The sequence below is a fragment of the Micromonospora sp. NPDC049799 genome (genome assembly GCF_040656655.1).
Taxonomy (GTDB): Bacteria; Actinomycetota; Actinomycetes; order Mycobacteriales; family Micromonosporaceae; genus Micromonospora.
Map to the genome: position 1 here is coordinate 1 of NZ_JBFAMU010000087.1, position 14,358 is coordinate 14,358.

General features: G+C 71.5%; 12 protein-coding genes. 2 read left to right on the plus strand and 10 right to left on the minus strand.

Annotated elements, in window-relative coordinates:
• Positions 1 to 729: 729 nt before the first annotated feature.
• The 3 genes from AB0I76_RS10085 to lysS all read right to left on the minus strand — a co-directional run bounded on the left by AB0I76_RS10085 (position 730) and on the right by lysS (position 5,690).
• Complete coding sequence (locus tag AB0I76_RS10085) at positions 730 to 3,261, minus strand: ATP-dependent Clp protease ATP-binding subunit (protein WP_357032711.1); 2,532 nt, start codon at positions 3,259 to 3,261, stop codon at positions 730 to 732.
• A 467-nt stretch (positions 3,262 to 3,728) separates the two neighbouring features.
• Entirely contained in the window at positions 3,729 to 4,079 is a 351-nt protein-coding gene (locus AB0I76_RS10090; RefSeq protein WP_357032677.1) for an Lsr2 family protein, read from the minus strand.
• Between the two features lie 102 nt (positions 4,080 to 4,181).
• Entirely contained in the window at positions 4,182 to 5,690 is a 1,509-nt protein-coding gene (gene lysS, locus AB0I76_RS10095; protein ID WP_357032680.1) for a lysine--tRNA ligase, read from the minus strand.
• Positions 5,691 to 5,782: 92 nt separating this feature from the next.
• Between lysS and AB0I76_RS10100 the strand changes: the two genes are divergently transcribed.
• Positions 5,783 to 6,523 (plus strand): class I SAM-dependent methyltransferase, encoded by a 741-nt coding sequence (locus AB0I76_RS10100; protein WP_357032683.1) that lies wholly within the window; start codon positions 5,783 to 5,785, stop codon positions 6,521 to 6,523.
• An 81-nt stretch (positions 6,524 to 6,604) separates the two neighbouring features.
• Here AB0I76_RS10100 and AB0I76_RS10105 read toward each other — a convergent pair whose 3' ends face one another.
• Positions 6,605 to 7,363 (minus strand): type III pantothenate kinase, encoded by a 759-nt coding sequence (locus AB0I76_RS10105; protein ID WP_357032686.1) that lies wholly within the window; start codon positions 7,361 to 7,363, stop codon positions 6,605 to 6,607.
• A gap of 118 nt (positions 7,364 to 7,481) precedes the next feature.
• On the opposite strand from AB0I76_RS10105, the gene AB0I76_RS10110 reads away from it, so the two are divergent.
• Positions 7,482 to 8,573 (plus strand): DUF5919 domain-containing protein, encoded by a 1,092-nt coding sequence (locus tag AB0I76_RS10110; RefSeq protein ID WP_357032689.1) that lies wholly within the window; start codon positions 7,482 to 7,484, stop codon positions 8,571 to 8,573.
• A 1-nt stretch (position 8,574) separates the two neighbouring features.
• On the opposite strand, the gene nadC is transcribed toward AB0I76_RS10110, so the two are convergent.
• From nadC to AB0I76_RS10140, 6 genes are all read right to left on the minus strand, one after another.
• Positions 8,575 to 9,471 (minus strand): carboxylating nicotinate-nucleotide diphosphorylase, encoded by an 897-nt coding sequence (gene nadC / locus AB0I76_RS10115; protein WP_357032692.1) that lies wholly within the window; start codon positions 9,469 to 9,471, stop codon positions 8,575 to 8,577.
• On the minus strand, positions 9,468 to 11,174 hold the full coding sequence (locus tag AB0I76_RS10120; RefSeq protein ID WP_357032695.1) for an L-aspartate oxidase: 1,707 nt from the start codon (positions 11,172 to 11,174) through the stop codon (positions 9,468 to 9,470). Before AB0I76_RS10120 ends, nadC begins: the two co-directional genes overlap by 4 nt.
• A 149-nt stretch (positions 11,175 to 11,323) precedes the next feature.
• The gene (locus AB0I76_RS10125) at positions 11,324 to 12,220 is read right to left on the minus strand and encodes a septum formation family protein (protein WP_357032699.1); all 897 of its coding nucleotides are present in this window, start codon (positions 12,218 to 12,220) and stop codon (positions 11,324 to 11,326) included.
• A 196-nt stretch (positions 12,221 to 12,416) separates the two neighbouring features.
• Positions 12,417 to 12,845, minus strand: a complete 429-nt coding sequence (gene panD, locus AB0I76_RS10130) for an aspartate 1-decarboxylase (protein ID WP_357032702.1) — start codon at positions 12,843 to 12,845, stop codon at positions 12,417 to 12,419.
• Between the two features lie 30 nt (positions 12,846 to 12,875).
• The gene (panC, locus tag AB0I76_RS10135; protein ID WP_357032705.1) at positions 12,876 to 13,724 is read right to left on the minus strand and encodes a pantoate--beta-alanine ligase; all 849 of its coding nucleotides are present in this window, start codon (positions 13,722 to 13,724) and stop codon (positions 12,876 to 12,878) included.
• Positions 13,721 to 14,358: Rossmann-like and DUF2520 domain-containing protein (locus tag AB0I76_RS10140; RefSeq protein ID WP_357032708.1), on the minus strand; the 638-nt coding region annotated here is incomplete at its 5' end. The genes AB0I76_RS10140 and panC, both read right to left, overlap by 4 nt.

Below are 14,358 nucleotides of genomic sequence, written 5' to 3' on the forward strand. Positions count from 1 at the left end.
GCGCCGCCCAGGGTGGCGCGGTCTGCCATGTACAACGACCCGCCCCCGCCCCGGATTCCACCCCCGGGGTGGCCCCGACCACCCGACACCCCACCTCAAACCGGACGCCACGGTCGTCATGTGAAGAGATCTTGGTAGGTAATGGCCCCTGGAGGGGCCATTTCCTACCAAGATCTCCCTTCAAGCCCGCCCCCAGCGGCGGGTGCGAAACGGACATCTCACCCCGCTAACCTCATGATCAACCAAGGTGGGGCGAGGGCGGGTGCGGGGGGTCGATACGCCGGCGGGGCGGTTCGCGGAGGGCGGACGCGGACGGGCCAAAGGGAGAGCGGGTGCGTGGCGGAACCGGACACGTGACCCCGCAGAGAAACGGACACCCGACCCGAGACCGGGCATCAAGACTCCGGGTGCCCGACGCAGGTTACCCGCCCCAATCCACCCGATGTCGCCGAGCCGGGCGCCCGGACGACCCCCGCCCCCGCCCCAGTTCCCGGCCCCCGCCCCGGCCCCAGTTCCCGGCCCCGGTCCCGGTCCCGGTCCCGGCCGATCTTCGGTTTCGGCCATGATCCACTCCGGTTCACTGAAGTCGGGGTTATCGGAGGTGACTGACAGCCCTACTTCTTTGAGATCGAGTGGATCTTGCCGCCGCCCGGCCCGGAACCCGGGTGACGGACAAAGGCGACGGCCCGGTGGCCGATGCCACCGGGCCGTCGCCCTCGTACTGGTGCCTTACTCGTCCGCGCCCGCGGCGGCGGTGCCGCCCAGGTCAGCCGGGACCGCGTCCGGCACGTCGACCGGCTTCTCGGCGCCCCGGAAGACGAGCTTGGACTTGTCGATGTTGTTCGGGTCGCCCTCGCAGTCCACCACCACGATCTGACCCGGGGTCAGCTCGTTGAAGAGGATCCGCTCGGACAGGTTGTCCTCGATGTCGCGCTGGATCGTGCGACGCAGCGGACGCGCACCGAGCACCGGGTCGAAGCCCTTCGTCGCCAGGTACTTCTTGGCGTTGTCGGTCAGCTCCAGGCCCATGTCCTTGTTGCGCAGCTGGCCCTCGATCCGGGCGATCATGATGTCGACGATCGACAGGATCTCGTTCTGGCGCAGCTGGTGGAAGACGATGGTGTCGTCGATCCGGTTCAGGAACTCAGGCCGGAAGTGCTGCTTGAGCTCGTCATTGACCTTCTGCTTCATCCGGTCGTAGTTGGACTCGGAGTCCTCCGACGCCTGGAAGCCCAGCGACACCGCCTTGGCCACGTCCCGCGTGCCGAGGTTGGTGGTCAGGATGATGACCGTGTTCTTGAAGTCCACGATCCGGCCCTGACCGTCGGTGAGCCGACCGTCCTCCAGGATCTGGAGCAGCGTGTTGAACACGTCCGGGTGGGCCTTCTCGATCTCGTCGAAGAGGACCACCGAGAACGGCCGACGCCGCACCTTCTCGGTGAGCTGGCCACCCTCGTCGTAGCCGACGTAGCCGGGAGGCGCACCCACCAGCCGGGAGACCGTGTAGCGGTCGTGGAACTCGGACATGTCCAGCTGGATGAGGGCGTCCTCGCTGCCGAAGAGGAACTCGGCGAGCGCCTTGGACAGCTCGGTCTTACCCACACCGGACGGGCCGGCGAAGATGAACGAGCCGGACGGACGCTTCGGGTCCTTCAGGCCGGCCCGGGTACGCCGGATCGCCTTCGAGACCGCCTTGACCGCGTCCTCCTGGCCGATGACGCGCTTGTGCAGCTCGTCCTCCATGCGCAGCAGGCGCGAGGTCTCCTCCTCGGTCAGCTTGTAGACCGGGATGCCGGTCCAGTTGCCGAGCACCTCGGCGATCTGCTCGTCGTCGACCTCGCTGACGACGTCCAGGTCACCGGCCTTCCACTCCTTCTCCCGCTGCGCCTTCTGACCGAGGAGCTGCTTCTCCTTGTCACGCAGCTGGGCGGCACGCTCGAAGTCCTGCGCGTCGATCGCGGACTCCTTGTCCTTGCGCACCTGGGCGATGCGCTCGTCGAAGTCACGCAGGTCTGGCGGCGCGGTCATCCGGCGGATGCGCATCCGGGCACCGGCCTCGTCGATCAGGTCGATCGCCTTGTCCGGCAGGAAGCGGTCGGAGATGTACCGGTCGGCCAGGGTGGCGGCGGCCACGAGAGCGGCGTCGGTGATGCTCACCCGGTGGTGCGCCTCGTAGCGGTCCCGCAGGCCCTTGAGGATCTCGATGGTGTGGGCCAGCGACGGCTCACCCACCTGGATCGGCTGGAAGCGGCGCTCCAGCGCGGCGTCCTTCTCCAGGTGCTTGCGGTACTCGTCCAGGGTGGTCGCGCCGATGGTCTGCAGCTCACCACGGGCCAGCATCGGCTTGAGGATGCTCGCCGCGTCGATCGCGCCCTCGGCGGCACCCGCACCCACCAGGGTGTGGATCTCGTCGATGAACAGGATGATGTCGCCGCGGGTGCGGATCTCCTTGAGCACCTTCTTGAGGCGCTCCTCGAAGTCACCGCGGTAGCGGGAACCGGCCACCAGGGCACCGAGGTCGAGCGTGTAGAGCTGCTTGTCCTTGAGGGTCTCGGGCACCTCGCCCTTGATGATCTTCTGGGACAGGCCCTCCACCACGGCGGTCTTGCCGACGCCGGGCTCACCGATCAGGACCGGGTTGTTCTTCGTACGGCGGGAGAGCACCTGCATGACCCGCTCGATTTCCTTCTCGCGCCCGATGACCGGGTCGAGCTTGCCCTCGCGGGCGGCCTGGGTCAGGTTGCGGCCGAACTGGTCCAGCACGAGGCTGGTCGACGGCGCGGCCTCACCCGGCGTGGCACCCGCCGCGGCGGGCTCCTTGCCCTGGTAGCCGGAGAGCAGCTGGATCACCTGCTGGCGGACCCGGTTGAGGTCGGCGCCGAGCTTGACCAGCACCTGGGCGGCGACGCCCTCGCCCTCACGGATCAGGCCGAGCAGGATGTGCTCCGTGCCGATGTAGTTGTGGCCGAGCTGCAGCGCCTCACGCAGCGACAGCTCCAGCACCTTCTTGGCCCGCGGCGTGAACGGGATGTGCCCGCTCGGCGCCTGCTGACCCTGGCCGATGATCTCCTCGACCTGCTGACGCACGCCCTCCAGGGAGATGCCGAGGCTCTCCAGAGCCTTGGCGGCGACGCCCTCACCCTCGTGGATGAGGCCCAGCAGGATGTGCTCCGTACCGATGTAGTTGTGGTTGAGCATCCGGGCCTCTTCTTGGGCCAGGACGACAACCCGTCGCGCTCGGTCGGTGAACCGCTCGAACATGCCCTCGTGCTCCTCACGTGCCGTGCGCACTCGATCTTGATGGTCAAGAAGTCGTGGCGGGGCCGGTGCTCGGACGTCCGGGACGGGCGTCCGTGCCTCCTTACTCTATCGCCGCGGACCGACTCCGCTGAGGTCGTGTGTCCCCACCGAATGCCGTGTACGCGTCCTTTTGCACAACCGTGCGCGCTCAGACGGTGTTCCGGTACCCCCGTCGCTACGCGCAGAGCGAAATCCGACCCCCGACCAGACCGGGTGCCGTGGGCGTGGCCGGTTCCATCTCGGCCCGGGCCGCCCCGGTGGGCGCCATCCACAGGCTGTGGACAGGCTCTCCACCGGCTGTGGACAACGCACGCCGGCTGGCCATTCTTCCCGGTGCGCCGGACCCGGGGGCGGATACGGCGACGCCGGCCCGGAGACGTGCTCCGGCCCGGCGTCGTGTCGCCTGGCACCCGTTCCCTGCGAGCGGGTCAGTGACCGGCCTTCGAGTGGTACTCGTCGACGATCTCCTGCGGGATCCGGCCCCGGTCGGAGATGTCCTTGCCGGCTTTCTTGGCCCACTCGCGGATCGCCTTGTTCTGCTCGCGGTCCGCGGTGGCCCCACCCCGACCACGAGCTGCCCGCCCACCGACGACCACACCGCCACGACCGACCTTCGTGCCGTGGGCGATGTACTGAGCGAATACGTCACGCAATTTCGCGGCGTTGGCGCTCGACAGGTCGATCTCGTACTGAACGCCGTCGAGGGCGAACTTGACGGTCTCGTCAGCGTCCCCGCCGTCCAGGTCATCGACCAGCTTATGAATGATTTGCTTGGCCACGTCCCACATTCCTTTCGAGCAGGGTTGCTCCTGCGAACGCAAGAACGATAACCCGCCCGCTGGTTGCCTCGTCAATAGGATGGGGTAACGACCCGGCGGAGACTACTCGGGCCGGACCAACGGGAAGAGGATCGTTTCCCGAATACCCTGGCCGGTCAGAGCCATCAGGAGGCGGTCGATTCCCATTCCCATACCACCGGCCGGCGGCATTCCGTACTCCATCGCACGGAGGAAGTCCTCGTCCAGGCGCATGGCCTCGTCGTCGCCGCGGGCGGCGAGCTGCGCCTGGGCAACGAGCCGCTCACGCTGCACCACCGGGTCCACCAGCTCGGAGTACGCGGTGCCCAGCTCGAAGCCCAGCACGTAGAGGTCCCACTTCTCGGCCAGCCCCGGCTCGCTGCGGTGCGCCCGGGTGAGCGGGCTGGTCTCCTCCGGGTAGTCGCGGACGAAGGTGGGCTGGGTCAGGCCCGGTACGACCAGTTCCTCGAACAGTTCCTCCGCGAGCTTGCCCGGTCCCCACTTCGGGTCGACCGACAATCCGACCTTGTCCGCGTACTCGACGAGGCGGGCGTGCTCGGTGCGGACGGTGACCTCCTCGCCGAGTGCCTCGGAAAGGACCCCGAAGAGCGTCACGGACCGCCACTCACCACCCAGGTCGAACTCGCGCCCGTCGGCGTGGGTCACCACGGTCGAGCCAGCGACCGCGATGGCCGCCTGCTGGACGAGATTACGGGTCAGCTCGGCCATCGTGTCGTAGTCGCCGTAAGCCTGGTACGCCTCAAGCATCGCGAACTCCGGCGAGTGCGAAGAGTCGATGCCCTCATTACGGAAGTTGCGGTTGATCTCGAAGACCCGGTCGACGCCGCCGACCACGGCGCGCTTGAGAAACAGTTCCGGAGCGATTCGCAGATACAGATCCGTGCTCAACGCATTGCTGTGTGTCACGAATGGCCGCGCAGCCGCCCCGCCGTGCAGCAACTGGAGCATCGGGGTCTCCACCTCGATGAAGTCCTGGCCGTGCAGGGTGTCGCGGAGGCTGCGCACGGCGGTGGCGCGCGTACGCACCATCTGGCGGGCCTGCGGGCGGACGACCAGGTCGACGTAGCGCTGCCGGACGCGGGCCTCCTCACTCAGCGGCTTGTGCGCCACCGGCAGTGGACGCAGCGCCTTGGCGGTGACCGCCCACTCCTCGGCCAGCACCGACAGCTCGCCGCGCCGGCTGGTGATCACCTCGCCTGTCACGCCCACGTGGTCGCCGAGGTCGACCAGGCGCTTCCAGTCCTCCAGCCGCTCCGCGCCGACCCGGTCCAGGGAGAGCATCGCCTGGAGTTCGGTGCCGTCGCCGTCGCGCAGGGTCGCGAAGCACAGCTTGCCGGTGTTCCGTACGAAGATCACCCGGCCGGTGACCGACACGCGGTCGCCGGTGGCGGTGTCCGTGGGCAGCTCGGCGTACGTCGAGCGGATCTCCGCGAGGGTGCTGGTCCGGGGATATCCGACCGGATAGGGTTGGACGCCCTCGGCGAGCATCCGGTCCCGCTTCTCCCGGCGGACCTTCATCTGCTCGGGAAGGTCGTCGGCGGGGTCCACTGGCACGGGGGTCTGCTCGGTCACGGCACGCTTCCTCGTCGGGAGTCTTCGGGCGGGGTTCAGGCACCGAGCGTACTCAAGGGGCCGGATGGTGGTTACGGGATAACCTGCCCGCCATGACCGACCCCACTCAGGCCCTCTCGTTCGGCGCCGCGGCAGCCGCCTACGACCGGTTCCGGCCCCGCTATCCGGAGGCCGCGCTGCGCTGGGCGCTCGACGGTCTCCCGGTGCCCGGCCGGGTCGTCGACCTGGGAGCCGGCACTGGGATCCTCACCCGGGGCGTGCTCGCGCTCGGCCACGACGTGACCGCCGTCGAGCCCGACCCGGGCATGCGCGCCCAGTTGGAGGCCGCCACCGCCGGCACCACCGCCCACGACGGGAGCGCGGAGTCGGTGCCGCTGCCCGACGGGTACGCCGACGCCGTGCTGGTCGGCCAGGCGTACCACTGGTTCGACCGGGAGCGGGCGCACCCGGAGATCGCCCGGGTGCTGCGGTCCGGCGGCGCCTTCGCGCCGATCTGGAACCTGCGCGACGACCGGACCCCGTGGGTGACCGAGCTGAGCCGGATCGCCGAGATCGGCGACACCGTCGACCACCTGCTGGAGACCGTCACCGGCTTCGGTCCGGCGTTCGGGCCACCGGAATGGGCCGAGTTCGCCCACACGACGACGCTCACGCGCGACGAGCTGCTCGGAATGGTGCGCACCCGCTCGCACCACCTCACGGCGACCCCGGAGCGCCGGGCCGAGGTGGACCGGGAGCTGCGCGACCTGCTCGACACCCACCCGGACCTGGCCGGGCGGGACACGCTCGTCCTGCCGTACCGGACGGTGGCCTTCCGGGCGCGGCGGCGCTGATCCGGGCGCAGCGCGGCCGGCGGTGTTAAGCGGGGGCCCTTCCTCTACCGCAGGCGTCAACAGGGGGCCCTTCCTTGCACCTCAGTTGTTGCGGTCGTAGACCATCCGCAGGCCGATGAGGGTGATCATCGGCTCGTGATGGGTGATGCTCCGGCACTCGTTGATCACCAGCGAGGCCAGCCCGCCGGTGGCGATCACCGCCTTCACCTCGCCCATTTCCTCCGTCATCCGCTCGACGATGCGGTCCACCTGGCCGGCGAAGCCGAAGTACAGGCCGGACTGCAGGCACTCCACGGTGTTCTTGCCGATCACCGAGCGGGGTTTGGTCGCCTCCACCTTGCGCAGCTGGGCGGCGCGGGCGGCGAGCGCGTCGAAGGAGATCTCGATGCCCGGAGCGAAGGCGCCACCGAGGAACTCGCCCCGGCCGCTGATCACGTCGAAGTTGGTGGTGGTGCCGAAGTCCACGACGATCGACGGGCCACCGTAGAGGGTGTACGCGGCGAGGGTGTTGACCACCCGGTCGGCACCGACCTCCTTGGGGTTGTCGATGGCGAGCTGCACGCCCGTCCGGACACCGGGCTCGACGATCACGCTCGGCAGGTCCGCGTAGTACCGGGTCAGCATGGTCCGCAGCGACCGCAGTGCGGCCGGCACCGTGGAGCACGCGGCCACCCCGGTGATCTCGACGTTGTCCCCGGCGAGCAGGCCACGGAACATCAGGCCGAGCTCGTCGGCCGTCGACCGCGCATCGGTCTTGATCCGCCAGGAGTGCACCAGCTTGTCGCCGTCGAAGGTCGCCAGCACGGTGTTGGTGTTTCCGATGTCGATGCAGAGCAGCACGCACGCAGCCTAGACAACGCCCGTACGGGCGGGCGCGGACGTGCCCGCGATCCGTATCCTGGTCTCCTCAGGACATGAACCGGGATCGATGCACGACGCGCCGGGACGGGGAGCGGACATGTCGGGACGGTGGTGGGTACGGGGTCGCAACACCCTGCGCCGTCGCCGGCGGCACGTCCTGGTGCTCGCCGCCCTGGCCGGGGGCGCGGTCTGGATGATCGTGCAGGCCTGGCAGGCGTCGCGGCGGGCCGCCGGCAGCTTCCAGGGCGAGCTGTACCTGAACATCGGGGCCGCGCTGATCATGACGCTGCTGACGTACGTGGTGCTCAACCCGCTCTTCCGGGAACTCCAGACGGCGAGCATCATCGAGCACCCGCGACTGGACCGGGACGCGCTCATCGAACGGGTGGCGCAGTCGAAGGAGACGGTCGCGATCCTGGAGACCTGGACCAGCATGCTGGAGGGCCCGTACGTCGACCGGTTCACCGGCGCGCTGCGTTCCGCCCTCGCCAACGGCGCCACCGTACGGGTGCTGCTGCTGGACCCGGACTCCCCCGCGGTCCGGTTGCGCGGCGCGGAGCTGCGGCGGCGGGACGCCTCGGTCGCCATCCTCAACAACCTCTGGCACCTCGCCCGGCTGCACGACGAGCTGCCCGAGACACCCCGGTCCCGGTTGCAGGTCCGCGTCTACAACGCGGCGCCGTCCGTGCAGATGTACCGCTGGGACGGCAAGGCGTTCATCTCGTTCTTCCCGGTCCGGGGCAGCACCTTCGACACGCAGCAGATCGAGGCGTTCGTCTCCACGCCGTTGGGCGAGTTCGTGGCCGACCGGTTCACCGAGCTGTGGGAGACGGCCCCGTTGCAGGACCTGGAGGCGTGCCTGACGCTGCGGCTGTGCCTGCGCCAGGGCGGCCGGGACCTGGAGACGTGCGAGGCGCTCTACGTCCGGGTCGACGGTGACTGGTACATCGCCGGCCGCGACCTCGTACGCAACGTGGCCCGGCACGGCCTGGCCGGGCTGTCCGTCGTGCTGGACCGGCCGGAGGCCGCCGGCGAGGTGTTCACGCTGGATGAGGCCGACGAGCTGGCACCCGAGGTGTACCGCCGCGTGGTGGAGCTGTTCCGCGCCAAGTACGGCCTGGACGGCCGGAACGACACGGAGAACCGGGTCATCTTCAACCTGGTCGGTCGGTCGCCGGCCGCCGCCTGAGTCACCCGGTACGCAGGTCCAGCGCGATGTCCAGGATCGGCGAGGAGTGTGTCAACGCGCCGACGGAGAGGAAGTCCACACCGGTGGCGCCGTACTCGGCCGCCACCGGCAGGGTCAACCCACCCGTGGCCTCCAGCTCGGCACGGTCCCCCACCGCCGCGACGACCTGTCGGAGCTGATCGGGGGTCATGTTGTCCAGCAGCAGGAAGTCCGCGCCCGCGTCGACCGCCTCCACCGCCTCGGCGACGGTGTCCACCTCCACCTGCACCGGCACGTCGGGAAAGGTCTCCCGGACGCGCTGGAACGCCGCCGTGATGCCACCGGCCGCCAGCTTGTGGTTGTCCTTGATCATCGCGACGTCGTGCAGGCCCATCCGCTTGTTCGTGCCGCCGCCGGCCCGCACCGCGTACTTCTCCAGGGCCCGCAGCCCCGGCGTGGTCTTCCGGGTGTCCAGCACCATCGCCTTGGTGCCGGCCAGGGCGTCGGCCCAGGCCCGCGTGTGGGTGGCCACCCCGGACATCCGGCAGAGCAGGTTGAGCGCCGTCCGCTCGGCGGTGAGCAGCAACCGGGTCGGGCCGGTCACCGTGGCCAGCACGTCGCCGCGCGCCACCCGCGCGCCGTCCCGGGCCACGATCGACACCTCGACCGTACGGCCGGCGCCGGTCACCTCGCCCACCAGCTCGAACACGGCGGCGGCGACGGCCAGCCCGGCCACCACGCCGTCCGCGCGGGCGACCAGGTCGGCGGTGTCGGTCTGCGCGTCAGGGATCGTGGCCACGCTGGTGACGTCCCGGAAGTCCGGGCCCAGGTCCTCGACGAGCGCGTTCTCGACGACCCGCCGCACCTGCGCCGGGTCCAGGCCGGCCTCCCGCAGTGCCCGCTCGGTCTCCTCCGTCATCGCTCCTCTTTCGTTCCCGACTGCCACGTCTGCGTCAACCGTCCCTGCGCCCCGATCGCGCCGACCAGGTGGCCGTGCCACCGCTCGTCGGCCGTCGGGAAGTCCTCCCGCCAGTGGCAGCCCCGCGTCTCCTCCCGGGCGTACGCGGCCTCGACCAGCGTCGACGCCACCGTCAGCAGGTTGGTCGCCTCCCAGTCGGCGGTCCGGGGCCGGCCCCGCTCCGCACCGATCCCGCCCAGCGTGGCCGCCGTCTCGGCGAGCGTCCCCGCCGAGCGGAGCACCCCGGCACCCCGAGTCATCGCGCGTTGCAGCATCGCGGTCGCCGCCGCCGGCACCACCCAACCCCCACCGCCGACCCAGGCACCGACCTCCGCCGGTCGCGCCTGCTCGGGCAGACCGGACGCGATGTCGTCGGCGATCCGGCGGGAGAAGACGAGCCCCTCCAGCAGCGAGTTGCTGGCCAACCGGTTCGCGCCGTGCACGCCCGTGCAGGCGACCTCGCCGCAGGCGTACAGGCCCGGGATGGAGGTACGGCCGCGTAGGTCGGTGCGGACGCCGCCGGAGGCGTAGTGGGCGGCCGGGGCCACCGGGATCAGGTCCGTCGCCGGGTCCACCCCGATCGTCAGGCAGGAGGCGACGATGGTGGGGAACCGCCGGGCGAGGAAGTCTCCACCCAGGTGCCGGGCGTCGAGGAAGACATGGTCGGCGCCGGTGGCCAGCAGCACCCGGTGGATGCCCTTGGCCACCACGTCCCGGGGGGCAAGCTCGGCCAGCTCGTGCTGCCCGACCATGAACCGCTTGCCGTCGCCGTCCACGAGGTGGGCGCCCTCGCCCCGCAGCGCCTCGGAGACCAGCGGCTGCTGGGCGTGGCCGGCGCCGGGCACGCGCGCGTGCTCCGGCACGATCAGCGCGGTCGGGTGGAACTGGACGAACTCCACGTCGGTGACGTCCGCGCCGGCCCGCATCGCCAGCGCGACACCGTCGCCGGTGGAGACCGCCGGGTTGGTGGTGGCCGCGTAGATCTGCCCCATCCCACCGGTGGCCAGCACCACCGCGCGGCCGAGGATGGCGCCCACGCCGTCCTCGCTGCCCTCGCCGAGCACGTGCAGGGTGATCCCGCAGGCCGGGCCGAGGCCGTCCGGGCCGTCACCGGGCGCCCGCAGCAGGTCCAGGACCAGGGCGTGCTCGACGAGCCGGATCCACGGGTCACGTCGGACGGCGGCGTGCAGGGCCCGCTGCACCTCCGCCCCGGTCGCGTCGCCACCGGCGTGCACGATCCGGTCCGCCCGGTGGCCGCCCTCCCGCGTCAGCATCAGCGAGCCGTCCGTGTTGCGATCGAACTCCGCGCCGATCCGCATCAGCTCACGCAACCGGGTCGGCCCCTCCTCGACCAGCACGCGGACGGCCGCCGGATCGCAGAGGCCCACCCCGGCGATCTCGGTGTCCGAGGCGTGCGCCGCCGGGGTGTCCCGCGGGTCGAGCACGGCGGCGATGCCGCCCTGCGCCCACCGGGTCGAGCCCTCGTCGATGTCGACCTTGGTGACCACGGTGACGTGCAGGCCCGCCTCACGCAGGTGCAGCGCGGCGGTGAGCCCGGCGACCCCGGAGCCGACCACGACGACGTCGGTCGTCTCCACCCAGCCGGGCGCCGGGGCGGCCAGCAGGCGGGGCAGGGTCGGCAGGTCACTGGTCGGTCGGTCCATCCCACCAGTCAACCCGAAGCGTCCTCGCCCGGGGCGCGGGGGGCGGGACGAGTGGTTTGGGCAACGCCCTGCCCATCCGTCCGGTCGGCGCCGTGGCGGACCCGCCGGAACGCGTACGTCCGGATGGCGCGCCATCGGCGACGCCGCCGTCACCTCGTGCGGACCGGGAGGCCGGCGGGGCCGGCACCCTTCAGGGAGGCGGTCACGGTCCGGTCGCTGAGCCGCAGGTAGCAGCGGACGCCCCGGTCCCCGACGCGCCAGCGGCCGGCGCCCGGTGGGCGGACCACCACGGCGCTGCGCAGCTTCAGCGCCGGGTCGTCGGGCACGCCCACGTAACGGCCGAGCACCGTGCGGCAACCGTCGTAGAGCGGTGCCCAGTCGGCGTTCCGGGTGGGGTACGGGCGATCGGGTGCCCGCCACACGCCGACGAACTCCGCGTCGTGCCGGGTGCCGCACTCGACCGGAACGAGCGTCAGGCTGCCGGCGGTGCTTCCACCGCGCGACTGCTGGCAGCCGAGCCGTAGCGGGGACGGGCTCTTCAACAGGTCGCGGAGACTGCCGGTGCGGGCGACCACCGCCGCCCCGGCCTCGACGGTGGTCACCTCACTGAGGTCACAGCGGTACCAGCGCGAGCCGGCCGTCCACGCGGGGACGGTGGGCAGCGCCACGGAGAGGCGGAGCCGCCCGGCCCGCCAGTCGTCGCCGACGTACCCGGTGGCCCGGGTGTCGCACTCGGTGAACGCCCCGCGCAGCTCCGTCGAGCCCCCGGGCGGCGGGGCGGGCCGCGCGGACGGGAAGGAGCCGACGTGCACCGTCTCCACCCGGTGGGGGAAGGCACAGTCCACCGGCGCGTACGCGGCCAGGGTCACCGTCTCGGTGAAGTCCGCCTCGTGACAGACCTCGGCAGCCGGCGTGAACGGACCGGGAGCGGGCAGGGCCGCCCAGTCGTCGGTCAGGTCGCCGTCCACCCCACCGGCCGCGCCGCACCCGCCGACCAGTGCTCCCACGGCCACCGCCGCGACAACGGCTCTCCACGCACGGCGCATCGCGGCCTCCCCCAGCCGACGACCGTCGATCCCGACGGCACGCCCAGAGTAACCGGACATGACCTTCCGGTGACAGATCGCACGCCCGCCCCCCGGACAGCCCAGCCACTCGCTCCGCGATCTTGCACTTTGTGCCGGGGCAAAAGGCTCGTACCGGGACAGGACGGCGACCGAAAGTGCAAGATCGCGGGAGAGGTCAGGTGGGGATGGCGGCGAGGGGGTTGGGGACGGGGTCGCCGGCGGTGCCGGGGGCGGCCGTCGACGGGTCGGTGCCGAGGTCGACGACGCGGTTGTCCGCGTCGACGTGCACGATCCTCGGACGGTACGCGCGGGCCTCCGCGTCGTCCATCTGCCCGTACGAGATCAGGATGACCAGGTCGCCGGGGTGCACCAGGTGGGCGGCGGCACCGTTGATGCCGATCACGCCGCTGCCCCGCTCACCCGGGATGACGTACGTCTCCAGCCGGGCCCCGTTGGTGATGTCCACGATCGCCACCTGCTCACCGGGGAGCAGGTCGGCAGCGTCGAGCAGGTCCTCGTCCACGGTGACCGAGCCGACGTAGTGCAGGTCGGCCTGCGTCACCGTGGCCCGGTGGATCTTCGACTTGAGCATGGTCCGGAACATCGGGCGCCTTTCGCGGGGTGGTGGTGGGGGTCAGGATCGGGGCGCGAGGTGGATCGCGGCGTTGTCGATCAGCCGGGTGGTGCCGACCCAGGCGGCGACGAGCAGCCGCGCCTCGCCGGAGACCGGGCCCGGTTCGAGGTCCGGGTCCGTCAGCACCAGGTAGTCGAGCTGGGCTCCCGGCGTACCGGCTCCGAAGGCGACGTGCGCGGCGGCCAGCACGGCCCCCGCGTCCGCGCCCGCGTCGGCGGCCTCGGCGCCGGCCCGCAGCGCGGCCGACAGGCTCAGCGCGGCCTCCCGCTCGGACGGGGACAGGTAACGGTTGCGGCTGGACAGCGCGAGCCCGTCCGGCTCCCGGACGGTCGGCACACCGACGATCTCCACCGGCACGTCCAGGTCCCGGACCGTCCGCCGGACCAGACTGAGCTGCTGGTAGTCCTTCTCCCCGAAGAACGCGAGGTCGGGGCGGGTGAGCTGGAGCAGCTTCAGGACGACCGTCAGGACGCCGTGGAAGAAGCCGGGGCGGCTCAACCCCTCCAGGTCCTCGCCGAGCTGACCCGGGTTGACGCGGACCCGGGGCTGGCCGTCCGGGTACATGTCCGACACCGAGGGCGCGAAGACCACGTCCGCGCCCGCCCGCCGGCAGATCTCCAGGTCGGCGTCGAGCGTGCGCGGATAGCGGTCGAAGTCCTCGTTCGGGCCGAACTGCAACGGGTTCACGAAGATCGTCACGAGCACGTGGTCGGCGCGCTCCCGGGCGGCCCGCAGCAGCGTCTCGTGCCCGGAGTGCAGCGCCCCCATGGTCATGACGACGCCGACGGTGCCCGTCAGGCCGTTCCGGGCCGCGGCCAGCTCGGCGCGGGTGTGTACGAGCTGGGTCATGCCGCCACCTCCCGTGCGCTCCCGGCCAGGACACCGAGCAGGGACTCCGCGTCCACCGGTCGCAGTCGACCGGCGGCGATGGCCCGGTCGGCGGTCCGTCGGGCCAGGGCCAGGTACGGGGCGACGGACTCCGGCGCGACCTCGCCCAGCCGGGCCAGGTGGCGCTCCACGGTTCCCGCGTCGCCCCGGGACACCGGGCCGGTCAGCGCGTCGTCGCCGAGGCGCAGCGCGTTCTCCAGGGCGGCCCGCAGCAGCGGGGCGAGCACCTTCTCCGGCTGGCCCACCCCGGCGTCACGCAGCCGGTCGGCCGCCTCGTTGACGAGGGTCACCAGGTGGTTGGCGCCGTGCGCCAGCGCCGCGTGGTACAGCGGCCGGTCCGGCTCGGCGATCCACTCCGGCACACCGCCCAGGTCGGCGACCAGCCGGGCGGCCAGCGGGCGCAGCTCCGCCGGGGCGGTCACCCCGTACGAGATGCCGGCCAGGCGGGGCAGGTCGTCCGGCGTACCGGTGAAGGTCATCGCGGGGTGCAGGGCCAGCGTGCGGGCGCCGACCTCGGCGGCGGGGGCGAGCACGGCCAGCCCGTGCGCGCCCGAGGTGTGCGCGACCACCTGGCCGGGGCGCAGCGCGCCACTGC